The 25,465-nt window shown below is 69.0% G+C and carries 21 protein-coding genes; 13 read left to right on the top strand and 8 right to left on the bottom strand.

The genetic code is table 11. The features are described from left to right. Positions 1 to 197 (bottom strand): hypothetical protein (locus tag ACXJKR_RS03675; RefSeq protein ID WP_457320828.1); only part of this gene is annotated, 197 nt, incomplete at its 3' end. 242 nt (positions 198 to 439) lie between these two features. Between ACXJKR_RS03675 and ACXJKR_RS03670 the strand changes: the two genes are divergently transcribed. From ACXJKR_RS03670 to ACXJKR_RS03655, 4 genes are all read left to right on the top strand, one after another. After that, positions 440 to 1,495: an integron integrase gene (locus ACXJKR_RS03670; RefSeq protein WP_457320826.1), complete on the top strand. Its 1,056-nt coding sequence runs from the start codon at positions 440 to 442 to the stop codon at positions 1,493 to 1,495. Positions 1,496 to 1,709: 214 nt separating this feature from the next. Beyond that, positions 1,710 to 3,236, top strand: a complete 1,527-nt coding sequence (locus ACXJKR_RS03665) for a Do family serine endopeptidase (protein ID WP_457320824.1) — start codon at positions 1,710 to 1,712, stop codon at positions 3,234 to 3,236. 176 nt (positions 3,237 to 3,412) lie between these two features. Further along, positions 3,413 to 3,781 carry a hypothetical protein gene (locus ACXJKR_RS03660; protein ID WP_056205453.1) on the top strand — a complete coding sequence of 123 codons (369 nt, stop codon included), beginning with the start codon at positions 3,413 to 3,415 and terminating at the stop codon, positions 3,779 to 3,781. A 6-nt stretch (positions 3,782 to 3,787) separates the two neighbouring features. Next, positions 3,788 to 4,663: a hypothetical protein gene (locus ACXJKR_RS03655; RefSeq protein ID WP_457320822.1), complete on the top strand. Its 876-nt coding sequence runs from the start codon at positions 3,788 to 3,790 to the stop codon at positions 4,661 to 4,663. A 6-nt stretch (positions 4,664 to 4,669) separates the two neighbouring features. Here the strand turns inward: ACXJKR_RS03655 and ACXJKR_RS03650 are convergent, their stop codons facing one another. From ACXJKR_RS03650 to ACXJKR_RS03625, 6 genes are all read right to left on the bottom strand, one after another. Beyond that, entirely contained in the window at positions 4,670 to 5,293 is a 624-nt protein-coding gene (locus ACXJKR_RS03650) for a glutathione S-transferase family protein (protein ID WP_457320821.1), read from the bottom strand. A 39-nt stretch (positions 5,294 to 5,332) separates the two neighbouring features. Next, positions 5,333 to 7,084: a methyl-accepting chemotaxis protein gene (locus ACXJKR_RS03645; RefSeq protein ID WP_457320819.1), complete on the bottom strand. Its 1,752-nt coding sequence runs from the start codon at positions 7,082 to 7,084 to the stop codon at positions 5,333 to 5,335. Next, positions 7,081 to 7,239, bottom strand: coding sequence for a hypothetical protein (locus ACXJKR_RS03640; protein WP_457320817.1), 159 nt, complete (start codon positions 7,237 to 7,239; stop codon positions 7,081 to 7,083). The genes ACXJKR_RS03645 and ACXJKR_RS03640 overlap by 4 nt, the downstream gene beginning before the upstream one ends. A gap of 89 nt (positions 7,240 to 7,328) precedes the next feature. Beyond that, entirely contained in the window at positions 7,329 to 7,577 is a 249-nt protein-coding gene (locus ACXJKR_RS03635; protein ID WP_457320816.1) for a hypothetical protein, read from the bottom strand. Then, complete coding sequence (locus tag ACXJKR_RS03630) at positions 7,561 to 9,873, bottom strand: FdhF/YdeP family oxidoreductase (RefSeq protein ID WP_457320814.1); 2,313 nt, start codon at positions 9,871 to 9,873, stop codon at positions 7,561 to 7,563. The genes ACXJKR_RS03635 and ACXJKR_RS03630 overlap by 17 nt, the downstream gene beginning before the upstream one ends. Positions 9,874 to 10,022: 149 nt before the next feature. Next, the gene (locus ACXJKR_RS03625; protein WP_056205693.1) at positions 10,023 to 11,693 is read right to left on the bottom strand and encodes an OFA family MFS transporter; all 1,671 of its coding nucleotides are present in this window, start codon (positions 11,691 to 11,693) and stop codon (positions 10,023 to 10,025) included. Positions 11,694 to 11,880: 187 nt separating this feature from the next. Here ACXJKR_RS03625 and ACXJKR_RS03620 point away from each other — a divergent pair, with 187 nt between their 5' ends. The 3 genes from ACXJKR_RS03620 to ACXJKR_RS03610 all read left to right on the top strand — a co-directional run bounded on the left by ACXJKR_RS03620 (position 11,881) and on the right by ACXJKR_RS03610 (position 15,706). After that, positions 11,881 to 13,224, top strand: coding sequence for a sigma-54-dependent transcriptional regulator (locus ACXJKR_RS03620; RefSeq protein ID WP_457320812.1), 1,344 nt, complete (start codon positions 11,881 to 11,883; stop codon positions 13,222 to 13,224). Then, a complete protein-coding gene (locus ACXJKR_RS03615; RefSeq protein WP_457320810.1) occupies positions 13,224 to 14,585 on the top strand; it encodes a sensor histidine kinase in 1,362 nt (453 codons plus the stop codon). Before ACXJKR_RS03620 ends, ACXJKR_RS03615 begins: the two co-directional genes overlap by 1 nt. Before the next feature lie 62 nt (positions 14,586 to 14,647). Then, positions 14,648 to 15,706 (top strand): PEP-CTERM sorting domain-containing protein, encoded by a 1,059-nt coding sequence (locus tag ACXJKR_RS03610; protein ID WP_457320808.1) that lies wholly within the window; start codon positions 14,648 to 14,650, stop codon positions 15,704 to 15,706. Between the two features lie 210 nt (positions 15,707 to 15,916). Here ACXJKR_RS03610 and ACXJKR_RS03605 read toward each other — a convergent pair whose 3' ends face one another. Further along, positions 15,917 to 16,876 carry an AEC family transporter gene (locus ACXJKR_RS03605; RefSeq protein ID WP_457320806.1) on the bottom strand — a complete coding sequence of 320 codons (960 nt, stop codon included), beginning with the start codon at positions 16,874 to 16,876 and terminating at the stop codon, positions 15,917 to 15,919. Positions 16,877 to 16,987: 111 nt separating this feature from the next. Here ACXJKR_RS03605 and ACXJKR_RS03600 point away from each other — a divergent pair, with 111 nt between their 5' ends. From ACXJKR_RS03600 to ACXJKR_RS03575, 6 genes are all read left to right on the top strand, one after another. Further along, entirely contained in the window at positions 16,988 to 18,025 is a 1,038-nt protein-coding gene (locus tag ACXJKR_RS03600) for a hypothetical protein (RefSeq protein ID WP_457320804.1), read from the top strand. A gap of 81 nt (positions 18,026 to 18,106) precedes the next feature. Then, positions 18,107 to 18,694, top strand: coding sequence for a PEP-CTERM sorting domain-containing protein (locus tag ACXJKR_RS03595; protein WP_457320802.1), 588 nt, complete (start codon positions 18,107 to 18,109; stop codon positions 18,692 to 18,694). Between the two features lie 153 nt (positions 18,695 to 18,847). After that, complete coding sequence (locus tag ACXJKR_RS03590) at positions 18,848 to 21,493, top strand: hypothetical protein (protein ID WP_457320800.1); 2,646 nt, start codon at positions 18,848 to 18,850, stop codon at positions 21,491 to 21,493. Positions 21,494 to 21,640: 147 nt separating this feature from the next. After that, positions 21,641 to 23,692 (top strand): ATP-dependent helicase, encoded by a 2,052-nt coding sequence (locus ACXJKR_RS03585; protein ID WP_457320798.1) that lies wholly within the window; start codon positions 21,641 to 21,643, stop codon positions 23,690 to 23,692. A 267-nt stretch (positions 23,693 to 23,959) separates the two neighbouring features. Continuing rightward, positions 23,960 to 24,325: a hypothetical protein gene (locus tag ACXJKR_RS03580; protein WP_056205481.1), complete on the top strand. Its 366-nt coding sequence runs from the start codon at positions 23,960 to 23,962 to the stop codon at positions 24,323 to 24,325. Positions 24,326 to 24,776: 451 nt separating this feature from the next. Then, a partial coding sequence (locus ACXJKR_RS03575; protein WP_457320796.1) for a hypothetical protein occupies positions 24,777 to 25,465 on the top strand: 689 nt, incomplete at its 3' end.

The raw sequence follows: 25,465 nt of genomic DNA, 5'->3' as shown, positions 1-25,465 counted from the left end.
ATCTCATTGGGAGGCAACGTCCGATTCTTGAACCGCAGCTCTGCACAGCCGCCAAGCGACACGAACTCTCGATAGCTCGCGGGGAAGCGGAATTCAAGTGCGGCTTCGGCTGCGGCCAACTCCTGAGTGAGGACTTCGGGCACGCCTTCGTCACGAGCCGACGCGCCTGTGCTCAAAATCTTCTCGATCTCAGTCATGGGTCCGGTGACGCTCAACTACTAGTTTATCCAGCACACCGTGCCGGTTAACTCCGGGCGCTGCTGCTTAACCAAGCGCGCGACGGGCTCAGAAGTTGTTGTCGGCATTGAGAAATCTCCTGTTGACTGTTGTTTTATACAGCATTAAATTCATGCGCAAACCGGCACCCACGTCCGGGACTCTGCCAGCCGTGTGACGGCGAGGCAATCGTGGGTTTTCACCCCACCGAGCGAGGCCCGCCATGTCGAGTTCTGTCGTTGACCTGAGCCAGCGTCGGGGTGAGTTGCGGCCGCCGCCTGCGGGAGGGCTACCTCCGCTGCGTGCGGTGCGCCTTCTGGACCAGCTGCGCGAGCGCATCCGCTACCTGCACTACAGCCGCAGCACGGAGGACATCTACGTCTACTGGTGCCGGACGTTCATCCGGTTCCACGGGTTACGGCATCCCCGGGAGATGGGCGGTACCGAGGTTGAGGCGTTTCTGACCTGGTTGGCGAACGAACGGCAAGTGGCCAGCGCGACGCACAAGCAGGCCTTATCAGCACTGCTGTTTCTGTATACGAAGGTGCTGGAACTCAACCTTCCGTGGATCAATCAGATCGAACGCCCACGCGTGCGCCGGAGGCTGCCCGTTGTCCTGAGTCGCGAAGAGGTGTCGGCGGTGCTGGCCGGCATGACCGGAGAGCTTGGCCTGTTGGCGCGACTCCTCTACGGGACGGGAATGCGCATCAATGAAGCTTTGCAGCTGCGAGTCAAGGATGTCGACTTCGCCCATCAGGCAGTGATTGTCCGCGCAGGCAAGGGTGGTAAGGATCGCGTTCTGATGCTGCCCCAGGCCCTGGCTCAGCCGCTACGAGACCAACTCGCAGGCTCTCGCAAAGTCTGGGCGCAGGACGTGGCCGCGGGGACGGCAGGCGTCGAGATGCCACACGCCTTGGAGCGCAAGTACCCGCAAGCCGGCGCGTCGTGGGCCTGGTTCTGGGTGTTCCCTCAAGACCACCACTCGACAGACCCGCGCAGCGGCGTTGTTCGGCGGCATCATCTGTACGACCAGACCTTCCAGCGCGCCTTCAAACGCGCAGTCCGGACCGCGCAGATCGACAAACCGGCCACGCCTCACACGTTGCGTCACTGTTTCGCGACCCACCTCCTCCAAGCGGGCAGCGATATTCGGACCGTGCAGGACTTGCTCGGCCACGCCGACGTAGCGACGACCATGATCTACACCCATGTGCTCAAGGTTGGCGGCGGGGCAGTGCGAAGTCCGCTGGACACACTGCCAGTCACCGGGACGCTCTAAAGCGGACATTGATGAGCTTCCGCTTCGGGCACATTGCTGCCCCACGACTGATGAATCCGAGCGGCAGCAGCCAGCCTGAAGCCGCCACCGCAGACTCCACGTCCCACGTCGCCTTAACTTTCACCTCACCTTCCCCTCATCGAGCCCTCACCTCCCCTCCCTAGAGTCCACGGCAACGGCTGCGCCGCAGCCCGCCCCTAGAGGAGAGTTCTCGATGACCCAGACCGCCAAGATGACGGTGACTGCCGCGGCCGCTGCGCTGCTGGCTGCCGGTGTGACGCTGACCACCACGGCTTCGGGGTGGACCTTGCCCGGGTTTCACAAGGCGCCCGCCGCAGCGGCCACCGACGCGACGCCCGGCGGCGCCGCCCCGACCACCGTGGCCCTCGCTGCGGCCACCACACCGGCACCCGCCGTGGCCCTTCCCCCCGCCCAGTTGCCCAACTACCGCGCCATCGTGCAGACCCAGGGCCCTGCCGTGGTCGGCATCACCGTCGCGGGCCTGCACAAGGTGGGCAATGACGACGGCGACGAAGGCCCCGTCGCGCGGGGTGACGATGACCCCTTCTTCCGCTTCTTCCGCGGCATCCCCGGGCTGCGCATGCCGCAGCAGGGGCCGCAGCCCTTCCGCGGCCAGGGCTCCGGTTTCATCATCAGCAGCGACGGTGTCGTGCTGACCAACGCCCACGTCGTGCGCGACGCCAAGCAGGTCACCGTCAAGCTCAGCGACCGCCGCGAGTTCTCGGCCAAGGTGCTGGGCAGCGACCCGGCCACCGACATCGCCGTGCTCAAGCTCGATGCCAAGGGCCTGCCCACCGTGCAGCTGGGCGACCCGAAGCAGGTGCAGGTGGGCGACTATGTGCTGGCCATCGGCGCGCCCTATGGCTTCGAGCAGACGGCCACGCAGGGCATCGTCAGCGCCAAGGGCCGCTCGCTGCCCGGCGACAGCGTCGTGCCCTTCATCCAGACCGATGCGGCCGTGAACCCCGGCAACTCGGGCGGCCCGCTGTTCGACGCGGCCGGCCGTGTCGTCGGCGTCAACGCGCAGATCTTCTCGCAGAGCGGCGGCTTCCAGGGCCTGGCCTTCTCCATCCCGGTGGACGTGGCGCTGAAGGTCAAGGACCAGATCGTTGCCCACGGCAAGGTCGAGCATGCGCGACTGGGCGTCACGCTGCAGGACCTGTCGGCGCCGCTGGCCTCGTCCTTCGGCCTGGGTGCACCCGATGGCGCCCTGGTGTCCAGCGTGCAGCCTGAAAGCGCCGCCGCCAAGGCCGGGCTGAAGGCGGGTGACGTCATCACGGCCATTGACGGCGAGCCGGTGCGCGTGGCGGGCGACGTGTCCAGCCGCGTCGGCCTGGCCCGCCCCGGCGACAAGCTCAAGCTGGAGCTGTGGCGCGACAAGTCCCGCGTCAGCGAGACCGTCAGCCTGGGCCGCGCCGACAAGGACGCACAGGAAGCCAGCGCCACGCCCCAGGGCGGCTCGCTGGGCCTGGCGCTGCGTCCGCTGGAGCGCCAGGAGCTGCGCGGCTCGGGGCTGGACCATGGCCTGCTGATCGAAGGCGTGACCGGCCCGGCCCAGCTGGCAGGCGTGCAGCCCGGCGACGTGCTGCTGGCCCTGAACGGCAAGCCGGTGCAGAACGTGGAGCAGGTGCGCGACGCGCTGAAGGGCAAGCCGGCCTCGGTGGCCTTGCTGGTGGCGCGTGACGGCCAGCAGATCTTTGTGCCGGTACGGCTCGGCTGACACATCTCGACGGCAGGGTGGCAGGCGCCACTCCGCACCTGGCCCGCGGCTCATCTGCCGCGGGCTTTTTTTCATCAGCGCTCCAGCCGGTGAAAACTCACGCGGCCGCCTGCCGGCCGGCCGGTTGCGCTAGGCTGCGTGTCATCTCACCGACTGCGGAGACCGCCCTGGAGATCTTGCTTGAACTGCTGCTCGAACTGATCTTCCAGGTCTTCGGCGAACTGCTCGTCGAACTCGGCCTGCATGCCGTGGCCGAGCCTTTTCGCAAGCAGCCCAGCGTCTGGGTGGCCGTGCTCGGCTATGTGCTGCTGGGCGGCATCGTCGGCGCGCTGAGCCTGTGGCTCATGCCCCAGCACCTGACGCGCGATGGCTGGCCCCGCCTGGCCAACCTCGTCGTCACGCCCGTGATCGCCGGTTTCGCAATGACGCTGATGGGCCTCTGGCGCGCGCGCCGCGGCGACCCGGTGCTGCGCATCGACCGCTTCGCCTACGGCTATCTGTTCGCACTGACGGTCGCCGTCGTGCGCTACAACTTCGCAAGCTGAGCCGCCATGGACGCCATTCGCTGGGTTCTCATCCTCATCGCGATTGGCGCTGCAGCTGCCGCCGCCCTGTGGCTGGGGCTGAGCGCGCCGCCCGCAGGCCCGGCCTCGCCCTCCCAGCCCACGACCGTCGTGGCCCAGCCCGCCGCGCCGCCCCTGGCGGCTTCGGCAGCCTCGACAACCACCCGCGCGGTGGCGCGCGCCGCCTCCGCAACGGCTTCGCCGACACCCACCTCCGCAAGGCCGGCCGCACCGCGCATCGGCTCGGAAGGGTACGGCCCGCACATCGATCGTGCCATGGCCGGCGACGATGCGGCGGCCGCCTGGGAGGCGGTGCGCTGGCTGCGGCTTTGCGCGTCGAACGAGACGCGGCGCAACAGCTTCGAGACCGTCCGCAACCAGGGCATCTCGCCGGAAATGATGACCCAGATGATGGTGGAGGCCGATGCCGAGTCGAGGCGCTGCCAGACCGTGACCGCCCAGCACCGCGTGATGCTGCCGGAACTGGCCTTGCGGGCGGTGCGGGCCGGCGTGGCCGAGGCGGCCTCGGCCTTTGCCGCCGCGACCTTCCCCGGCGACCTGACCGCCGCGCAGCGCCAGCAGGTGGCCGAAGCGATGCGGCGTGACGCATTTGCCGGTGACGGGCTCAGCCTCATCAATGCGGCGACGTCGAACCCCGCGTGGGGGTTGAGCGACGCCGAGCGTTTGAGCTTTCTGATGGCCTACGCCGAGCTGCCCGACCCTGAGGCTAAGGGCACGGCCAAGTCGCTGCTGGAGCGGGGTGCGCTTCACCTGGCAGCGCCGCCCACGCCGCAGCAGATGACCACGGCCAGGGAGGCGGCGCAGCAGATCCTGGCGCGCCGGCCTGCTGGCGGCAAGCCCTGAGGTCGCTCAAGGCATGCCGTTGTCCACGTAGTCGGCAAACCCTGGCCGCGCGCTCAAGCGCCGCATCCAGGCGTCCACCGCCGGCAATGCCGCGCGCTCGATCGGCGCGTTCTTCCAGCGCTGGGCCGACAGGCCTAGCACGACGTCGGCCAGCGTGAACTCAGGCCCGGTCACGAAGGCGCCCGTCCTGGCGAGCTGTGCTTCCAGCATGCCCATGTGCTTGTTCCAGTTCGCCACGCCCGCTTCGATGGCCTCCGGCGTGGCCGGCTGGCCGCGCACCAGCGCCATGAAGGCGACGCGCCAGCTGTTGTTCAACTCGCCGGCTTGCCAGTCCATCCACTGCTCTACCCTGGCGCGCGCCTGCGGCTCGGTCGGCAGCAGCGTGGTTGCGTAGCGCTGGGTGGCGAGATAGCGGCAGATGGCATTGCTCTCCCACAGCACGAAGTCACCATCGATGAGGACGGGTATCAGGCCGTTGGGGTTCATCGCCAGATAGCCCGGCTCCTGCGGCGAGCGAAAACCCGCACCCCAGTCCTCGCGGTCGAGCTCGAGATCAAGCTGCGCGGCGGTCCACATGACCTTGCGGACGTTGATGGAGGTGAGGCGGCCAAGGAGACGGAGAGCAGGCATGGGAGATGCGGGCGAGTCAACGGAGCCTGCAGTGTCGGTTCAGAAGTCGGCCCATTCACCATCGGCCGCCGCCGGGGGCTTGACGACGGCTGAGCTGGCGGCAGGCCTGGAGGGCACGCGCGGCTCGACGGGTGCCGGTCTGCGCACGCCAGCCTTGGCCACCGGTCGCGTCGACGGCCGGCTCACGGGTGGCGAGGGCTTGCGTGGCCGGGGCGCCGGCACGGCCGCATGAGCCTCGTGCGCGAGCCGGAAGACCGCCACCGCCGCCACGAGCTGGCGGGCCTGCTCCTTGAGGCTCTCGGCGGCGGCGGCGCCCTGCTCGACGAGTGCGGCGTTCTGCTGCGTGGTCTGGTCCATCTGCATGACCGCTTCGCCGACCTGGGCCACGCCGCTGCTCTGCTCGCCGCTGGCGCTGCTGATCTCGCCCATCAGGTCGGTGACGCGGCGGATCGCGTCGACCACTTCGGTCATGGTCGAGCCGGCCTGGTCCACCAGCACCGTGCCGCGCTCGACACGCTCGACGCTGGCCATGATCAGCGACTTGATCTCCTTGGCCGCCTGGGCGCTGCGCTGGGCCAGCAGGCGCACCTCGCCGGCCACGACCGCGAAGCCGCGGCCCTGCTCGCCGGCTCGCGCGGCCTCCACCGCCGCATTCAGCGCAAGGATGTTGGTCTGGAAGGCGATGCCGTCGATGGTGCCGATGATGTCGGAGATTCGCTGCGAGCTCTGCTGGATGTCCCTCATCGTCGCCACCACTTCGTTGACGACGGCGCCACCCCGCACGGCCACCTCGCTGGCGCCTTGCGCCAGCTGGTTGGCCTGACGGGCGTTGTCGGCGTTCTGCTGCACGGCCGAGCCCAGCTGCTCCATCGACGCCGCCGTCTGCTCCAGGGCGCTGGCCTGCTCTTCGGTGCGGCTGGACAGGTCCTGGTTGCCCTGCGCGATCTGGGCGCTGGCAATGGCCACGCTGTCGGAGTTGGCGCGTACGGTGCTCACGATGAGGGCCAGCGCCTCCTGCATGCGCGCCACAGCAGCCACGGTACTCGTCGTGTCTCCTGACCGCACCGGTACCGGCTGGGCCAGGTCTCCATCGGCCACGCGCTGCACGGCCTCGCTGAGTTCGCCCGGCTCGGCACCGAGTGCGCGGCTCAGGCTGCGCGACAGTGCCCAGCCCACGAGACCACCCAGCAAGGCCATCGCGACCGCGCCGCCGAGCATCTCCATGCCGCTGCTGGCGGCGACTTGGCCGGCATCCTTGGCGAGCTGGTTGGCGACTTGGCTCTGCAACTCGATGGAATCGTCGACGGCCTTGAAGATCGTGCTCTGCCGGGCACGCACCTCGCCGGTCAGCATCGCAGCGCCCTCGGCTGTCTTGCCCTCGCTCGCCAGCGCCAACACCTGGTCCAGCCCGTGCCGGTAGGCGGGCGTGTTGTCGGTGATGAGCTTGAGCAGCGCCCGGCTCTTGGGCTGTGCGAGCGCCTTGTCCAGCATGGCGATCGACTGGTCGGTGGCCGCACGCATCTCGCCGATGCGCTTCACCTCGGCAGCACGGACGGTCGCATCGGTCGTCAGCAGCACATTGCGCACCGCGCGAGCGCTCGTGTTGAGGTTGTCCTTGATGTCGGCGAACTTGTCCATCTTGGGCATGCGATCAAGGGCCAGCTCGTCGACCTTGGCGGCCAGCGAGCCCATCCGCAGCATGCCGAAGACGGCGATCACAAGGCCGAGCAGCACTGCCGAGCCGAAACCCAGGGCCAATCGGGTGGAAACCTTGAAAGCATTGAAGTTCATGGCTTGACCTCGTCGAAGGAGTCGAGCGGCTGGCGACATCGTCGACTCAGCCGGAAGTCGGTCGGCAGGACGCCGTTGTCCGCCTGCACCGCGCTGCGCCTGGGGCGGCGCTTGCTGAAGGGCGCCGCTACTGGGCTGCCCTGAAGAGCCAGCATGACAGGGAACTTGAGACGCCGCAAGCTGCCCTCCGTGCCTCGGCCGTGCCTCCGGACAGGCACGGGATCTGCCTGCGGCTACACGGCGGCTAGCCCTGTGTCGCCGACTGCTGCGCGCGGCCCGCCTCGGTCAGGGTCACCGTCCAGCGGCCCGTGTCGTCGCAATGCAGGCTGACCCAGCCCGGCCCGGCCACGCCACCGAGCCGGGCGTCACTCAGGGCCGTGAACTCGCGCAGCAACTCGCTGACGCGGGCGTCCAGGCGCTTGGCCAGGCGCGTCAGCGGCACGGCCCGGGCGCCATCGCCCAGCTCATGCAGCAGCTCAGCCGGCGTGCGCACTCAGCACGACCGGGATGGACTTGGACGTCGGCGTGCGCGCGGTGACGGAGAAGCTCTGCAGCGGCACCAGCGGGTTGGTCTCGGGGTAGTAGCTGGCCAGGCAGCCGCGCGGGATGTCGTAGGCGACGAGCAGGAAACGCTCGGCGTGGCGCTGCTCGACGTCGCCGCCGGCCTCGTCGATGTAGAGGCTGGTGATGTCCACCCAGTCGCCGGCCTTGAGCCCCAGGTCCTTGAGGTCCTCGGCATGGATGAAGACGACGCGGCGGTGACCATAGACGCCGCGGTAGCGGTCATCGTGGCCGTAGATGGTGGTGTTGTACTGGTCGTGGGAGCGCAGCGTCGTCAGCGTGAAGACGCGAACGTCGCGCTGGCGCTCGGCAATGCGCTGCACAGCCAGATCGGTGGGCATGGCGTGCGTGCTGAACTCGGCCTTGCCGCTTGCCGTGGCCCAGACGCGTTCGCTGGCGGTGTTGCGCAGGCGAAAGCCGCCGGGCGCCTTGATCTTCTCGTTGAAGCCGGCGAAGTCGGGCAGCACGGCCTCGATCTTGTCGCGGATGGTGGCGTAGTTGCTGGCCAGCGCCAGCCACGGCGTGCGGCTCTTCGTCAGCGTGGCAGCGGCCATGCGCGCGACCAGCATGGGCTCGGAGATCAGGTGCTCGGAAGCCGGCGCATTCATGCCGGCCGACAGGTGCACCATGCTCATCGAGTCTTCCACCGTGACGCCCTGCGGGCCGCTGGCCTGCACGTCGATCTCGGTGCGGCCGAGCACTGGCAGCACCAACGCCTTGCGGCCGTGCACGACATGGCTGCGGTTGAACTTGGTGGTGATGTGCACCGTCAGCTCGCATTGGCGCAGCGCGCGCCAGGTGGCGGCCGTGTCGGGCGTGGCAGCGGCGAAGTTGCCACCCATGGCGATGAAGACCTTGCCCTGGCCATCGAGCATGGCCTGGATGGCGCCCACGGTGTCATGACCGTGCTCGCGCGGCGGCTCGAAGCCGAACACCTGGCCCAGTTTGTCCAGGAAGGCCGGTGCGGGCTTCTCGTAGATGCCCATGGTGCGGTCGCCCTGCACATTGCTGTGGCCGCGCACCGGGCAGGCGCCCGCGCCCGGGCGGCCCAGGTTGCCGCGCAGCAGCAGCAGGTTGACGATCATCTGGATGGTCTTGACCGAGTGCCGGTGCTGGGTGATGCCCATGCCCCAGCAGGCGATGACGCGCTCGCTGGTCGCGTAGATGTCCGCGGCCTGCACGATCTGCTCGCGTGTCAGGCCCGAGGCCGCGACCAGCGGCTCCCAGGGCTGCTCGCGCAGGTCGGCGATGAAGGTCTCGAAGCCTTGGGTGTGTTCGGCGATGAAGGCCACGTCCAGCACGCGCGGCTTACCGGCCGCCAGCGCGGCATCGTCCAGTTCGACGACGCGCTTGCACATGCCCTTGAGCAGCGCGAAGTCGCCGCCGACCTGGAGCTGGAAGTAGTGGCTGCTGATCGGCGAGTCGCCCAGCGTCGCCATCTCGATGGCGTTCTGCGGGTCGGCGAAACGCTCCAGGCCGCGCTCGCGCAGCGGGTTGAAGCTGACGATGCGCGCACCGCGCTTGCGGGCGGCGCGCAGCTCGCCCAGCATGCGCGGGTGGTTGGTGCCCGGGTTCTGGCCGAACACGAAGATGGCATCGGCCTGCTCGAAGTCGTGCAGCGTGACCGTGCCCTTGCCGACGCCGATGGTCGGCCGCATGCCCGAACCGCTGGGCTCGTGGCACATGTTGGAGCAGTCGGGGAAATTGTTGGTGCCGTACTCGCGCACGAACAGCTGGTAGAGGAAGGCGGCCTCGTTGCTGGTGCGGCCCGACGTGTAGAAGATGGCTTCGTTGGGATCAGGCAGCGCCTGCAGCTCGCGGGCGATCAGCGCGAAGGCCGCGTCCCAACTGGTCCGCTGGTAGCGGTCGGTCTGGGCGTCGTAGACCATGGGCTCGGTCAGGCGGCCGGTGGCTTCCAGGTCGTAGTCCGACACCTCGGCCCATTCCTTCAGCGTCTTCGCGGCTATGACCTCGGGCGTTGCGCGCCGCGCGGTGGCTTCGGCGGCGACGGCCTTGGCGCCGTTCTCGCAGAACTCGAAGGTGGAGCGGTGGTCGCGGTCGGGCCAGGCGCAGCCGGGGCAGTCGAAACCGTCGGTCTGGTTGGCATGCAGCAGCGTCTTGGCGCCCTTCACGGCCACGCCCTGCTCGTTCAGGTGCTTGGCCACGCTCTTCAGCGCGCCCCAACCGCCGGCGGGGCCGTCGTACAGCTCGATCTTTTGTTCGCTCATGTCAGTGGTGCCCGGCCGCCCGAAGCCGCTGACGCACCCCCTCGGGGGGCAGTGAGCAGCGCGAACGTGGGGGCTGTAAGGTCATACACCAAGAAAAAGGCCCCGCGCCTTGCACAGGCAGCGGGGCTTGTCAGCCTAGCAGGACCGGATCAGTTGAAGAACTTGCCCACGTTGATGAGGGTCTTGTACACGCCCCAGGCCAGTGGGATGCCCACCGCGGCCCAGGCCAGCGCCACCACCGCGGGCGAAGTCGCGGCGCTGGCGCCCGACCCCGAACCCACCTCGGCGGCCGCAGCGCGCTCGTGCGCCAGGCGCTTTTCCTCGGCCAGCTCGGCCTCGGTCATGAAGTGCTTGTCGGCCACCGGACGGATCATCAGGTTGGCGATCAGGCCGACGACCAGCATGCCCACGAGGATGTACATGGTCTGGTTGTAGACCTGCTCGCGCGGCAGGCCCAGCTCCAGCTGGTAGTCGCGCATGTAGTTCACGACGACGGGGCCCAGGATGCCGGCCGTGGCCCAGGCCGTCAGCAGGCGGCCATGGATCGCACCCACCATCTGCGTGCCGAACAGGTCGGCGAGGAAGGCCGGCACGGTCGCAAAACCGCCGCCGTACATGCTCAGGATGACGCAGATCGCGCCGACGAAGGCGAGCTTGGAGCCGGCAGCCGCGCTGCTGGGGATGCTGGCATACATCAGCCCGCCAAGCAGGAAGAAGACGACATAGGTGACCTTGCGGCCGAGCTTGTCCGACAGGCTGGCCCAGAAGAAGCGGCCACCGATGTTGAACAGGCTCAGCAGCGCCGTGAAGCCGGCGGCCACAGCGGCGATCTTGGCCAGTTGCGCCTTGTCCAGCTCACCGAACTTGGCCGTCAGGCCGATCAGCGAACCGCCGAAGACTTCCTGCAGCATCGGGCTGGCCATGCCAATGACGCCGATGCCGGCCGACACGTTCATGCACAGCACGATCCAGACCAGCCAGAACTGCGGAATGCCCCAGACCTTTTTCACGTGCACGTGGCGCTGCGTGATCATGGCGTTGCTGCCCTGGGCGACCGGTGCGGTCCAGCCGGCCGGCTTCCAGCCCGTGGGCGGCACGCGATAGCCGAATGCGCCGCCGATCATGAAGACGAAGTAGACGAGGGCCATGACGATGAAGGTCTGCGTCACGCCGACGTCGGTGGCCGTGGCGAAGGTCTTCATCAGTTCGGCCGCCAGTGGCGAGCCGATCATGGCGCCGCCGCCAAAGCCCATGATGGCCATGCCGGTGGCCATGCCGCGCTTGTCCGGGAACCACTTGATCAGCGTACTGACCGGGCTGATGTAGCCCAGGCCCAGGCCGATGCCACCGATGACGCCGCTGCCCAGGATCATCAGCCAGAACTGGTGCAGATGAATGCCCAGCGCCGAGATCAACATGCCGCCGCACCAGCACAGGGCCGACACGACACCGGCCTTGCGCGGGCCGGCGCGTTCGAGCCAGCCACCCCAGATCGCCGCGGAGCAACCCAGGAAGACGAAGAACAGCGTGTACATCCAGCCCAGCGTCGAGACCTTCCAGTCGCAGCCACTGACGAAGAGTTCCTGGAAGAAACCCACGTCGGCGCCGCACTTGATCGCCTCCTTGATGCCCAGGGCCTTGGACAGCGGCAGCCAGAACACCGAGAAGCCATAGGCCATGCCGATGCACAGATGGATGGCGAGGGCCGCCGGCGGCACCAGCCAGCGGTTGAAGCCGACGCCGGCAATGGTTCTTTCCTTGTCGAGCCAGCCCGCACTCCGACCCGGACCGGGTACGGCATCCAATCCCACTGAAGACATGGTGTTCCCTTCGACGTTGATGTGAATCTCGTGCGCAACCACCATCAGCCCGCCCGAGGCGGCGCAGGATACGGGTTGCTTTGTGACGAGTCCGCCGTTGAAGTGGCGATCTAGGGAAAAACCTAGCGCGTCGTGCGGAAAATCCGGGCAGATGGCACGGTTGGATGGGCGGCTATCCTGCTGCGCCATGCGACGCGTATTGATCATTGACGACCACCCCGGCGTGGGCCAGGCGCTGGAACTGCTGCTGTCCCTGCACGACATCGAGGCCAGCATGGCCACCAGCCCCGAGGAGGGCCTGGCCCTGCTGGACAAGCGCGCCTTCGGCCTCGTCATCCAGGACATGAACTTCACGGCCGACACGACCTCGGGTGAGGAAGGCGAGCAGCTCTTTCGTGCCATCCGCGCGCGCCGCCCCGACCTCCCCGTCATCCTGCTGACGGCCTGGACACGGCTGGACGCGGCCGTGGCCCTCGTCAAGGCCGGCGCGGCCGACTACCTCGCCAAACCCTGGGACGACGCCAAGCTGATCGCGACCGTCGAGAACCTGCTGGAGCTGGGCGAGGCCAACCGCGAAATCGCACAGCTGCGCGAGGCGCGGGCCGCCAGGCGCGCAGCGCTGGCACGGCGCTACGACCTCGCCGGCCTCGTGTTCGGCTCCGATGCGATGGCCAATTTGCTCGAACTGGCCGGCCAGATTGCCGCGGCACCGGTGCCGGTACTGATCACCGGGCCGAACGGCGCCGGCAAGGAACGCATTGCGGCCTTCGTGCACACCAATTCAAGCGCGCATGACGGTCCTTTCGTCGCGCTGAACTGCGGCGCCCTGCCGGCCGACCTCATCGAGGCCGAGCTGTTCGGCAGCGACAGCGGCGCCTACACCGGTGCGGCCAAGGCGCGCGTGGGCCGCTTCGAGGCGGCCGATGGCGGCACCCTCTTCCTCGACGAGATCGGCAACCTGCCGCTGGCCGGCCAGGTCAAGCTGCTGCGCGTGCTGGAGACGGGCCAGTTCGAGCGCCTGGGCTCGAGCAAGACGCGCCAGGTGCGGGTGCGCGTGCTGAGCGCGACGAATGCCGACCTGCGCGCCATGGTCAAGACCGGCGCCTTCCGCGAAGACCTGTTCTACCGCCTCAACCTCATCGAGCTGAAGCTACCGCCCCTGGCCGAGCGCCGCGACGATGTGCTGCCGCTGGCCGAGCATTTCCTGGCCGACCGGGCGCGTTTGAGCGAGGCCGCGCGCGAGGCCCTGCTCGCCCACCGTTGGCCAGGCAATGTGCGCGAACTGAAGAACGCCGTCGAACGCGCGGCCCTGCTGTGCCAGGGCGGTGAGATCACGCCGGCCCTGCTGGGGCTGGAGGAAGCCAATGGCAATGGCGGGGGCGCCTGGCGCAACCTCGACGAGCCCAGCCGCGAGGCCGTCGTCGCGGCGCTGAACGCAGCCGGCGGCGTGGTCAGCCGTGCGGCCAGCCAGTTGGGTCTGTCGCGCCAGGCGCTGTACCGGCGGCTGGAGCGTTATGGGATAGACCTTTGATGCCGCTGTCGCTGCGCGCTCGCGCACTGCTGGCACTCGGCGCGGCGGCGGTCGTGCCGCCCCTGGTCATCCTCGGCGTGCGCCGAGCGGGCCTGGATGCAGGCATCGCGCTGGCCGTGGCGGTGATCGTCATGCTGCCGCTGATCGGCTGGTTGGCGGCGTTCTGGCTGACGCCGCTGCTGCGGCTCACGCGCGCACTCGAAGGGGCCGTGCTGAGTTACCGGGACGGTGACTTCAGCCTCAATCTCGCGCCAGACGGTCCGCGTGAGCTGATCGAGCTGACGCAACTGCACGCCGAGCTCGGCCTGGCCCTGCGCGAGCAGCGCCAGCACCTGGCCCAGCGCGAGCTGCTGCTGGACACCGTCGTGCAGAACACGCCCGTCGCGCTGGTGCTGACGGCGCCGAGCGAGCGCATCGCCATTGCCAACCTGGCCGCACGCCAGCTGCTGGGCGACGGCCGCAGCCTGACCGGGCTGGACTTCCCCACCGTCATCGCCCACCTGCCCGAGACGCTGCGCGAGGCCCTCGCCGGCGACGGCGACCGGCTTTTCGCGGTGACGCTGCCCGATGGGTCGGAGGAAACCTTCCACCACAGCACGCGCACGTTCAGGCTGCAGGGCCAGCCGCATCGGCTGCGGCTCCTGCGACGCATGACGCGGGAGCTGTCGCGGGCCGAAGTCGCGACGTGGAAGCGCGTCATCCGCGTGTTGAGCCACGAGCTGAACAACTCGCTGGCGCCGATCTCGTCGCTGGCCCACAGCGGCGCGGAGCTGGCGCGGCGCGGCAACACCGAGCGCCTGCTGCAGGTGCTGGCCAGCATCGGCGAGCGCGCGGCACATCTGCATGTCTTCCTGAGCGGCTACGCGGCCTTCGCCAAGCTGCCGGCGCCGCGCCGCGCCGCGGTGGACTGGTCGGCCTTTATCGCGCGGCTGGCGACGCTGGGCGAATTCCGCGTCGAGGGCGCGCCGCCCGATCAGCCCGGCTGGTTCGATGCGGCCCAGATCGAACAAGCCCTGCTCAACCTGATCAAGAACGCCCATGAGTCGGGCAGCGACCCCGACGAGATCCTGCTGCGCCTGGCCAGCCAGGGCGACGAGCTGCGCATCGAAGTGCTGGACCGCGGCCCCGGCATGAGCGAGGCGGTGCTGGCCCAGGCCTTGCTGCCCTTCTACTCCACCAAGCGCTCCGAACCCGGCTCCCAGGGCGGTACGGGCCTGGGGCTTGCGCTGGCACGGGAGATTGCCGAAGCCCACGACGGCCATATCGCGCTGGCCAACCGGGACGGTGGCGGGCTGCGCGTGACGATCCGGCTGCCAGGGCGCGCCGTCCTGTCGAATGGGGATGCCAAGACAAGCAATTAGTGACAGAGTGCACAACTTGTTTCAGCGGGCCACCGCCGGCTCGCTGCCTTGGGAGCCGTGCCATGTCTCTTCGTGCCTTGACCCTGCTGGGTCTCGCTTCCCTCGCCTGCACCGCCCAGGCGCAGTCGCAATACCGCGTCTTTGCCGAGGCCTACAGCGGCTACTACAACAGCATCCAGACAACCAGCCCCGTCTTTGGCCTGGACGCCGGCGGCAACCCGAACACCGTCTACGGCAGCGTCTATTACGGCTCCGACTACCGCAGCGGCGCCGCCTACGATCAAGCCACGCCCCTGCCCAATGTGACGGCCGGTGGCGTCTGGGCAGGTGACGCCAGCCAGGGCATGACGCCCGTCACCGCCAATGCCTACGGCATGACGGACTGGGGCAGCAACCACGCCAGCGCCTCGCTGGCCGGCTTCACGCCGGTGAGTCAGAGCTACGACGGCCAGTTCGTCGTCGGCGCGACCAGCTGGCCCATGCACGTGGAAAGCAACAACCTGACCTATGCGGTCGGGCGCTCGGCCTGGGAGGAGCTCTACCAGATCGGCGGCGGCACCGGCACGGGCACCTTCACCGGCACCATCCACATCGACGGCAGTCTCGCCGGCATCACGACGGGCAATGGCGGCGCGTCCATCGACTGGTCGCTGCGCTCCTTCTCCAACCAGGTCGTCGCGTCGGTCTACGCCTCCTACGACGCCGGCTCGGACCACTGGAACAAAAGCGTCTACAGCGACGGCCTGTGGACCTACACGGATGGCAACGGCACGCTGACGATCAACGAGGATGTCATCGGCAGCTATAGCTTCACCTATGGCACGGCGCTGTACCTGAAGTCCGAGCTGAGCACGAGCATCAGCGGCAACGGTGCCGCGGACTTCTCCAACACCGTGCAGTTCACGGGCATGCAGTTGCCGCAGGGCTCGACGGTCTATGTGATGTCTGGCGCCGCTGCGGCGGACTACGGCATCAGCTTCGCCGGCAATGGCAGCGGCACGATCTGCCAGAACCTCGCCTGTGCGACCGGCGGCGGCTTGCCGATTCCCGAACCCGAGACCTATGCGCTGCTGCTGTCGGGCCTGAGCGTCATCGCCTGGGTGGCGCGTCGCCGTCGCTGAACTGAAGCCCCTCGCCCGCGGGTACGCGGTCGGTCCCCCGAGGGTACGGCGATGCTTGCCGGATCGACCGGCAAGCACATCGCCAACGGCGGGCCGGCTAGGTGAACTGGAGTCGGACACAAGCAGTCCCTGCGGACTGGTTGTGCCTACGGAAGGCCATGGGCCTCTGGCCCATGGCAGGCCCGGCGCTCGGCCCGCAAGCTTCATAGGTCAGATCAGCAGGGCCGCCAGGCCGCTGAAGCTGAAAAAGGCCAGGCCGGTCGACGCCAGGATGATGCGCGCGATGCGGCCGTTGTCCGCGCCGTAGCGCTCGGCCAGCAGCGACACATTGCTGGCGCTGGGCAGCGCGGCCGCCAGCGTCAGCGCAACCAGCTGCGGCCAGGCCAGCGGCGCCCCCAGCCAGCGCGCCGCGGCACCCAAGGCGAAGACCAGCGCCGGATGCAGCAGCAGCTTGATGGCAGCCACCGGCAGGTATAGCGCCGCCGGCGTCACACGGCCGGCCTTGCGGTTGGCACGGCCCGAACGGCTGAGCACCGCGCCAATGGAGAACAGCGCCACCGGCGAGGCCGCATCCCCCAGCATGGCAATGACCTTGGCCAGCGGCCCCGGCAACACCAGGCCGCTGACGCCCAAAGCCGCACCCAGGGCAATGGACCAGGGCAGCGGATTGGAAGCGGCCGCCTTCAGCGCCTGCACGAACGCCGCCCGGCCGGCATGCCCGCTGGCGCCAGCCTGGGCCAGGGCGATGCACAGCGAGCTCGTCACGAAGAGGTCGGCCAGGATGGTGCTGACGACAGCCCCGCCAGCGGCATTGCCCAACAACGCGACGATCAGCGGCACGCCCATGAAGCCGGTGTTGGGGAAGGCCGCCACCAGGGCGCCAAAGGCCGCGTCCTTCATGCCCACTCGCTCGGACAGCGTCGTTGCCACCGTGAAGAAGACCATCAGCAGCGCCGAGCTGAGATAGACGCCGAGCAGGGCCGGGTTCAGCAGCTCCAGCAGCGGCGTGTCGCGCCCGAAGCGGAACAGCAGGCAGGGCAGCGCAAAGAAAAGCACGAACCCATTCAGGCCGGGAATGGCGCTGTCCGGCAGCAGGCCGCGCTCGGCGGCCAGCCAGCCGCACAGCACCAGCGCGAAGAACGGAAAGGTCGTGGCGAGAACGGCAAGCATTGTCCGGGGGCGAGTATCCAGGGCCGTGAGCGAATGCGCGGACCGGCCCGCTTTGTAACAAAGGGGGATGGCAGCCCCCTGGGGTCACCCCTAATATGCCGCGCCATGCGCATGCCCAATCTCTCCCTGCCACCGCCAGCCGCCGCCGCGCCCCTGGACGAAGGGCAGGCGCTGGGCGTGTGGCGGCTGGAGAAACCGCTGGCCGACGGCGAGCAGGCCCATGCCGGCCAGTGGTACAGCGCCCACCATGCAATGGCCACGGAGCAGAAGGCGGCCGTCCTCGTGCTGGACCGCAGCGACCAGGGCGCCGGCGTCATGCTGCGCTACGCCGACCAGGCCGGTGACCTCGCCAAGCTGCAGCACCTCCACATCGCCGTGCCCAGCGACAGCGGCGTGACACCCGATGCCCACCCCTATCTGATCGTCGAGGGAGAGCATGGCGAGCCGGTGCTGCCGCAGTTGCACCAGTTGGGACTGCGCCAGCGCGTCGAGTTGCTGGTGCAGCTCTGCGAAGCCCTGCGCTCGGCCCACCAGCAGGGCTGGCTGCTGGCCGAGATCGACCCCGCCATGATCTGGCTCGGCCCCGAAGGCGGCGTGCGCCTCATGGGCCTGGGCCTGACCAAGATTCCCGACCCGACCGACCCTTTCGACCGCGGCCTGAGCCTCGGCGCTTCGCCGGCCTTCGTGGCGCCCGAGCGCCGCAACGGCGAACCACCCACTCTCGCCAGCGAGATCTATGGCCTGGGCGCCCTGGCCCGCGTCTTCATCTGCGGCTGGGAGGACACCCCCCGGGGCTTGGCGCCGCTGCGTGGCAGCGTGGCCGAGGCCTGGCCGCTGATGAAGTCGGCGCAGCAGATCAAGCTCGATGCCCTGCTGCGCGGCACCATGGCCGAATCGCCCGAGCTGCGCACGCGCGGCGCCGAGGGCCTCGCCGACGAACTGCGCGAGTGGCTGGGCCTCGCCCCCCCACGCAGCGCCGGCAGCGCTGCCGAACCCGGCCCCGCCGTCGAAGCCAAGGCTCGAGCCGCCTGGTGGAAGCGCTGGCTGTGGCTCGGCGCCGCGGCCGGTGTGGGCCTGCTCGCCATGGCGGCCCACGTTTCGGAGCCGTCTGCCCCCACGGCCGGCACCCGCGGTCTGCCCCAGGGTTGAGCTTTCCGGACGTTGGCTAGGGATGTCGCCGCAGCGGCCCCTCGGCCAACATGCGCGCCCTACCAATGCTGGAGCACCGCCATGGCCCGTTCTCTCCTTGCGCCTTTCGTCGCCGTCGCGCTGTCGCTGGCCACCTCGGCTGCGATGGCCGCCGGTTTCAACACCGATGCCGAAGGCTGGACCACCAGCAACGGTGGCGCCCAGGTCTGGATGGCCAGCGGCGGCAACGGCGGTGGCTGGCTCCAGGTCACCGACATCACGGACGACGACTTCCTGCTGAACGCGCCCACTGCCTGGTTGGGCAACTGGTCGGCCTTTGCCGGCGGCACGCTGTCCTTCGACGCCAGGAACATCAACGGCGATGCGCCGGACTGGGCGCCTTTCGGTGAAGTGACCATCATCGGGGCCGGCGGCGGCGTGGTGTTCGACATGGTGGCCGCGAACAACCCGCCGGCCGATGGTCAGTGGCATCACTACAGTTTCGTGCTGCCGTCCTGGCAGGTGCTGGCCAACGTGACCAGCCTGACGATCAAGGGCGAATTCCATGCTGGCGTCACCGAAGTGGTCGGCATCGACAACATCCAGGTCACGGCCGTGCCCGAGCCCACCCACGCGGCACTGCTGCTGGGCGGCCTGGGGCTGCTGGCGGCGCTACGGCGCAGGCGCTGAACCCGTTCAGCCGGCCCGGGTTGCCCGCGATGCACGGCCTTCGGGGCTCGGCAACAATGCGCGCTTCTCCGGAGGTTTCATGGCCCGCCCGCTGCTTGCGCCGTCATACGCGACCCGTTTTGTCCCGATCCCTGCCGGCTTGAACCGGCGGGCGTGCTGATGGCCGCGGTCGGCGCCTCCCCCGCCCCCTCGGGCCTGCTCGGCCTTGGCGAACTGCAGCTCAAGCTGCCCGCCACCAAGACCCAGTGGCTGGCCCTCGCGGCCGGCGTCGGCTTCGGCCTCGTGGGCGCCGAGCTGGCCTGGCACCACCCGCTGTCGGGGCCGCTCGCACTGGCTGCCTGGGGCGCCGCTGTGCTGCTGGCGGCGCTGTTCTGGGTCAAGACGCCCGTTCTTGTGCTCGCGCCGCTGCCCCTGATCGGCCTGGCGCCCTGGACCGGCTGGATCAGCTTCGAGGAGATGGACCTGCTCGTCACCGCCTGCGGCTGCGGCGGTTATCTGGCCTATGCGCTGCAGCTGAACGCGCGCGACCGCGCGCCGGCCTGGCGCCACGGCCTCGTCTATTCGCCGGTCGTCGTCGTGCTGATGATGGCCCTGGCGCTGTCCGCGGCCTGGAGCATCAGGCGCGGTTTCGCCGACGCCGGTGGCTTCACCTTCGGCTGGTTCCATGGCTATCACGAGGCGATGAACTCGGTGCGCAACGCCAAGGCCATCTTCCTGGCGCTGGCCCTGCTGCCGCTGTGGACGGCCGCAGCCACCGCGCGTCCAAGAGGTTTCTCGCGCGGCCTGCTGCTCGGCCTGGTGCTGGCCCTGGCCGGCGCCAGTGCCGCCGCGCTGTGGGAGCGCCTGGCCTACCCCGGCGTGCTGGACTTCTCGACCGACTACCGCACCACGGCCCTTTTCTGGGAGATGCATGTCGGCGGCGCGGCCCTGGACGGCTTCCTGGTGCTGACCCTGCCCTTCGCCCTGCTGGCCCTGCTGCGCACGCGCTCGCCCTGGCGCTTTGCCATCGGTCTTGTCATCGCGCTGCTGGCGGCCTATGCCTGCCTCACCACTTTCTCGCGCGGCGTCTACCTGGCGTTGCCGCTGGCTCTCATCCCCATGGTCATGCTGGCCGACGCCCAGCGCCGCCGCGCCGCAGCCTCGGGCCCGGAAAGCAGCCAGATCGACAGCACGCTGGGCGCTGTCGACGAGCCGCTGCCGCGCCTGGCCAAGGTCGGGGCGCTTGCCATGGCCGGCGCCTTCGCGCTGGCGGCCGCTCTGATATTCGGCAGCGGTGGCTACCGCGGCCTGCTGGCCCTGTTCTTTGTCATGGTCATCCTGCTGGCCATGCCGGCCAGCCTGTGGCTGCCCACCTTGAGCCAGCGGCTGACGGCGCTGATCATGGGCGGCCTGCTGGCCCTGTTGCTCGGTGGCGCGAGCTGGGCCTTGTCCATGGCCGTGCCGAAGGCGGCCTATGTGCTCAACGTCGTCGCGCTGCTGTGCTGCGCCGCGCTGCGCTGGCGCGACCAGCCGGGGCAGGCACGGCCCCTGTATGTGCTACTGGTCGCGACGGCCTGGTTCTGGCTGCTGGCCACCATGGTCATCGTGGCCGACTACTGGAGCGGCACCACGGGCCGCTGGACGGCGCTTGCAGCAGGCCTGGCTCTGGCCGGCGTGTGGGCGGCCATGCTGGTGGAGCCGCGCCTGTGGCCCTTGCAGGGCAAGGACAGCCACGGCGCCGCGGGCTGGCGCAAGCGCGCCCTGCTGGTTGCCGGCCTGCTGATGGTGATGGCCATCGTCGCGGCCCTGGGCGGCGGCGCCTATCTGCGTGACCGGGTGGCCACCTGGAAGGAGGACGGCCAGACCCGCCTGACGCATTGGCGCGAGGGCCTGCACCTGCTGCACGGCGGCCGCCAGTGGCTGCTGGGCAAGGGCGCGGGGCGCTTTGTGCCGAGCAATTTCTACGAGGGCCCGGTCAGCAGCCAGGTGGGCGACTACCGGCTGCGCCACGACCCGACCGAGTCCTATCTGGCGCTGGCCGCCGGCAAGCATGCGCTGGGCCGCGGCGAACAGTTCCGCGTCAGCCAGCGCATCACCGCACCGGCGGCCGGGCCTGTTGCCATCACCCTGGTGCACCGCACGGCGGCCGACGCGAATCTGGTGCTGCAGATCTGCGAGAAGAACCTCATCTACCCGGACAACTGCCACAGCGTCGAGCCGATGCTCAAGCCGCTGCGGGCCGAGGCGCCGGCGGAAGGCGGCGCCGAAGCCACGGCGCCTGCCGCGGCAACAGCCGGCATGGGTGCCTGGCAGACCAGCGAATTCAAGCTCGGGCCGGTGCCAGCGCTGGGCGGCGACTGGTGGGCCCCGCGCTTCGTGACCTTCTCCATGGCGCTGGACACGCGCGCGGCGCGCGTCGACATCGCTCGCATCGCGATGCAGGACGCCCAGGGGCGCCAGCTGCTGGTCAATGGCGATTTCAACCGCGAGATGGCACGTTGGTTCTTCTCCAGCGACCGCCACCACCTGCCCTGGCATATCAAGAACGCGGCCCTGCACGTGCTGTTCGAGCAGGGCCTGGTGGGCCTGGCCCTGCTGGGTGGGGCCTACCTGCTGGTGCTGGTGCGCCTGAGCTTCGGCCGCGGTCGCGACCATCCGCTGGCGCCGGCTATCGTCGCCGCGCTGATCGGCTTAGGTACCGTGGGCGCTTTCGACAGCCTGCTGGACGTGCCCCGCGTCGGCTTCGTTTTCTTCACGCTGCTGCTACTGGGGCTGGGGCTGCGGGCCTTGCCAGGGGAAGGGGTAGCGCGAGTGGCATGATGTGCGCCCCTCGTCCAAGGTGTACCTTGGCCGGTCCCCCTACGGGACGGCGATGCTTGCGGCGTTGAACCGCAAGCACATCGCCAGCGCGGGCCGGCTTGGGAGCGGCCCGTCGCTCGGCCCGCAAGCAGAGCCGCCACCAAAGACATGTCATCCCCGCCCGCCGCTGGCCTCAATCCGGCCCAGCTCGAAGCCGTCTACCACCTGAGCGGTCCCTGCCTCGTTATCGCTGGCGCGGGCTCGGGCAAGACGCGCGTCATCACGACCAAGATCGCGCAGCTGCTGGTGTCGGGCTACCGGCCCAGCCAGATCGCCGCCATCACCTTCACGAACAAGGCCGCGCAGGAAATGCGCGAGCGGGCCAAGGCACTCGTCGGCAACAAGGCGGCCAAGGACCTGGCGATCTCGACCTTCCACTCACTGGGCGTGCGCCTGCTGCGCGAGGAGGGCTCGCGGGTCGGGCTGAAAGAGCAGTTCTCCATCCTCGACAGCGACGATGTGCTCAACGTGCTGAAGGACGCCGGCGGCACGACGGATGTGAACCAGGCGCGGCGCTGGCAGTGGACCATCTCGCTGTGGAAGAACCAGGGGCTGGACGCGGCCCAGGCAGCGCAGGTGGCCAAGGACGAGGATGAACGCTCGGCCGCCGCCGTCATGGTGCGCTACCAGGAGCGCTTGGCCGCCTACCAGGCGGTGGACTTCGACGACCTCATCACGCTGCCGCTGAAGCTGCTGACGACGCACGCCGAAGCGCGCGCGAAATGGCAGGACAAGCTGCGCTATGTGCTGGTGGACGAATACCAGGACACCAACGCCGTGCAGTACGAGCTGCTGAAGGCGCTGGTGGGCGAGCGCGGCATGTTCACGGCCGTGGGTGACGACGACCAGTCCATCTACGGCTGGCGCGGCGCCACCATCGAGAACCTGAAGCGCCTGCCGACCGACTACCCCAAGCTGAAGGTCATCCCGCTGGAGCAGAACTACCGCTCCACCGGCAGCATCCTGCGCGCGGCCAACAACGTCATCGCCGGCAACCCCAAGATCTTCGAGAAGAAGCTGTGGAGCGAGTTCGGCGACGGCGAGCCCATCGCGCTGCTGGAGGCTGACGGCGAGGAGCACGAGGCCGAGCGCGCCGTGGCGCGCATCCAGCAGCTGCGTGCCGATGGCAAGGGACCTCAATACCGCGACTTTGCGATCCTGTACCGCGCCAACCACCAGGCGCGCATCTTCGAGCAGGCCCTGCGCCGCGCCCAGATCCCCTACAAGGTCTCGGGCGGCCAGAGCTTCTTCGACAAGGCCGAGATCAAGGACCTGTGTGCCTGGCTGCGCCTGCTGGTGAACCAGGACGACGACCCGGCCTTCCTGCGCGCCGTGACGACGCCCAAGCGCGGCATCGGCCACCAGACCTTGGGCGCCCTGGGCACCTTCTCGGCGCAGTGGAAGTGCAGCATGTTCGAGGCGCTGTTCGCCGAGAGCCTGGCCACTTCGCTGACCAAGCGCGCCCTGGACGGCCTGCACGAGTTCGGCCGCACCGTGAACGAGCTGCAATACAAGGCCAAGCACACCGAGGGCCACACCGCGGCTCACGCCATGCTGACCGAGTGGCTCAAGGACATTGCCTACGAGGCCCACCTGCTCGACAACGAGGAGAACGAGAAGGTCGCGCAGGCGCGCTGGGGCAATGTGCTGGACTTCGTCGACTGGATCGCTAAGCGCTGCGGCGGCCAGCACAGCGAGGAAGGCGGCGTCAGCTTCACCGAGCCCAAGCAGAGCGTGCTGGACGTGGCTCAGACCATCTCCGTCATCCTGTCGCTGGCCGAGCGCGGCGAAGACCAGGATCAGGTGACGCTGACCACGCTGCACGCATCCAAGGGCCTGGAATGGCCCCACGTGGTGCTGGCGGGTGTCAACGAGGGCCTGCTGCCTTTCAAGCGCGAGGAGGCCGAGCTGACGGCCGAGGCGCTGCAGGAGGAGAGGCGGCTGATGTACGTGGGCATCACGCGGGCGCGCACGACGCTGGCCGTGTCGACGTTGCGCCGGCGCAAGAAAGGCCGTGACACCGTCGTGGGCATTCCCAGCCGCTTCCTGGCCGAGATGAAGCTGCACGAGGGCATCACCCGTGAAGATCCCCGGGAAAAGCTCAAGCGCATGCGCGAAGAACTGGCCGCCAAGGCAGCCGCGCGGGCGGCACCCCAATAGCCGCCGCCGTAGTGCCTTTCTGCGGGGCGAGCGCTGGGCCGCTCCCGAGCCGGCCCGCCCTGGCGATGTGCTTGCGGCTCGATGCCGCAAGCATCGCCGTCTCCACGGGGGACCGGCCAAGGTACCCCTTGGACGAGGGGCTTCTCAATAGTCAAGACTGAAGCGCTCATTCGCGGGGGTACCCCCCGAGCGCGTGAAGTCTTCACAACCTCGCCACGGTAGGCTGCGAACAATGCGATCCAGCCCTTCTTTCCGGTGAGCCTGCACATGAAAGCCCTGGTCCTTGCTGCCGTCCTCGCTGCCCTGAGTTCCTCGACCCCGGCCGGCGCCACGCGCGAAGCGCGCCAACCCATCGTCGACACGACGACGGCCACCGTGATTGCCGATGCCGGCCGTCTCGGCTCGGCCAGCCTGACGTCGTTCAACGGCAACGCCCACTGGACGCCGGCCAACCGCCAGGCCGAAACCGAGTTCGACGCCCTGCCCGCCGAGGTCGACACGGGCTCGCTGCTGATCGTCCTGGGTGCTCTGGCCCTGGCAGTTGCGCGCCCCGTGAGCCGCGCCCTGCGTCGCCAGGAGCAACAGCGCCGTGCCGCGGCACTGGCCAGCACCCTCGCGCACACGCCGCGGTAAAACTGCCCCTCGCCCAGCCACGCCCTACTGAACGCAGGCGTGCCTGATCGGTCTTGCAGACCGCGCTGCGGCAGTGCCGCAGCTCTTCGGCAGGCACATCGCGCCCACCGGGCGCAATGTGTCCGGCCGAAGCCCCCGAGGGGACGGCGATGCTTGCGGCATCGAGCCGCAAGCACATCGCCCAAGCGGGCCGGCTCGGTGAACTGGAGTCGGACACAAGCAGTCCCTGCGGACTGCTTGTGCCTACGCAAGGCCATGGGCCTCTGGCCCATGGCAGGCCCAGCGCTCGGCCCGAAATACCTCAGTCCCCAACAACCGTTTTCAGTGAATTGCTTCACAGGCGGCACACCGGCCTGAGGGGGGTGGTTTCGCGAGTGTGAACTCTGCACCCGGCGCGGGGCAGAGCTGGCTAAAGAATCGCGGCCAGTCATCACACCGCCTGCCCCCGCCCATGAAACGCGCCCTGTCCCTGCTCGCTCTGATTGCCTTCGGCAGTTCCGCACTGGCCGCCCCCGCACCGGTGAACCTGCTCGTCAACGGCAGCTTCGAGAGCACGGCCGTGGCCAACGGCAACTGGGTCAACGTGGCCACCACGCCGGGCTGGACCTGGCTCGGCGGTCCCGGCAGCGGTTTCGAAGTCCGCAACAACGTCGCCGGCACGGCCCAGGACGGCCGCAACTACCTCGAACTCGACACCAACGGCAACACGCTGATGGGTCAATACCTCGACAACCTCAGCGCTGGCGCACGCTATGAACTGAGCTTCTGGTATGCACCGCGCGAGCTCCAGGCCGCGTCGACCAACGGCATGCAGGCGTTCTGGAACGGCGTGCAGCTCGGCGCCACCCTGAGCGGCCTCGGCGGCAGCGGCAATCAATGGACCGAGGTCAAGTTCAGCCTGACGGCACAGGCCGGCCGCAACCTGCTGAGCTTCGCATCCGTGGGCACCAGCGACGGCCTGGGCGGCAACCTCGACAACGTCAACCTGAACCGCATCCCCGAGCCCGGCAGCCTGGCGCTGACTTTCGCCGCGCTGGCGGGCTGCCTGCTGCTGCCGCGTACGCTGCGCCGCCAGGCCGAGGCGCGCCGCGCCACGGCGCTGGCCGCCGCGCTGACGGCCCCCACGCCGCGCCCGCGCTG

The sequence above is a fragment of the Roseateles sp. P5_E11 genome, from assembly GCF_054049355.1.
The sequence above is the reverse complement of the archived record's forward strand: the minus strand, read 5'-3'. Positions and strand labels throughout refer to the sequence as shown.

Bases quoted from the DNA above. Each gene is read 5' to 3' on its own strand.
- ACXJKR_RS03580 (WP_056205481.1), top strand. From the start codon at position 23,960: ATGAAAGCCCTGGTCCTTGCTGCCGTCCTCGCTGCCCTGAGTTCCTCG.
- ACXJKR_RS03655 (WP_457320822.1), top strand. From the start codon at position 3,788: ATGGACGCCATTCGCTGGGTTCTCATCCTCATCGCGATTGGCGCTGCA.
- ACXJKR_RS03665 (WP_457320824.1), top strand. From the start codon at position 1,710: ATGACCCAGACCGCCAAGATGACGGTGACTGCCGCGGCCGCTGCGCTG.
- ACXJKR_RS03600 (WP_457320804.1), top strand. From the start codon at position 16,988: ATGCCCAATCTCTCCCTGCCACCGCCAGCCGCCGCCGCGCCCCTGGAC.
- ACXJKR_RS03585 (WP_457320798.1), top strand. From the start codon at position 21,641: ATGTCATCCCCGCCCGCCGCTGGCCTCAATCCGGCCCAGCTCGAAGCC.
- ACXJKR_RS03610 (WP_457320808.1), top strand. From the start codon at position 14,648: ATGTCTCTTCGTGCCTTGACCCTGCTGGGTCTCGCTTCCCTCGCCTGC.
- ACXJKR_RS03645 (WP_457320819.1), bottom strand. From the start codon at position 7,084: ATGAACTTCAATGCTTTCAAGGTTTCCACCCGATTGGCCCTGGGTTTC.
- ACXJKR_RS03650 (WP_457320821.1), bottom strand. From the start codon at position 5,293: ATGCCTGCTCTCCGTCTCCTTGGCCGCCTCACCTCCATCAACGTCCGC.
- ACXJKR_RS03625 (WP_056205693.1), bottom strand. From the start codon at position 11,693: ATGTCTTCAGTGGGATTGGATGCCGTACCCGGTCCGGGTCGGAGTGCG.
- ACXJKR_RS03620 (WP_457320812.1), top strand. From the start codon at position 11,881: ATGCGACGCGTATTGATCATTGACGACCACCCCGGCGTGGGCCAGGCG.
- ACXJKR_RS03670 (WP_457320826.1), top strand. From the start codon at position 440: ATGTCGAGTTCTGTCGTTGACCTGAGCCAGCGTCGGGGTGAGTTGCGG.
- ACXJKR_RS03605 (WP_457320806.1), bottom strand. From the start codon at position 16,876: ATGCTTGCCGTTCTCGCCACGACCTTTCCGTTCTTCGCGCTGGTGCTG.
- ACXJKR_RS03615 (WP_457320810.1), top strand. From the start codon at position 13,224: ATGCCGCTGTCGCTGCGCGCTCGCGCACTGCTGGCACTCGGCGCGGCG.
- ACXJKR_RS03630 (WP_457320814.1), bottom strand. From the start codon at position 9,873: ATGAGCGAACAAAAGATCGAGCTGTACGACGGCCCCGCCGGCGGTTGG.
- ACXJKR_RS03595 (WP_457320802.1), top strand. From the start codon at position 18,107: ATGGCCCGTTCTCTCCTTGCGCCTTTCGTCGCCGTCGCGCTGTCGCTG.
- ACXJKR_RS03640 (WP_457320817.1), bottom strand. From the start codon at position 7,239: ATGCTGGCTCTTCAGGGCAGCCCAGTAGCGGCGCCCTTCAGCAAGCGC.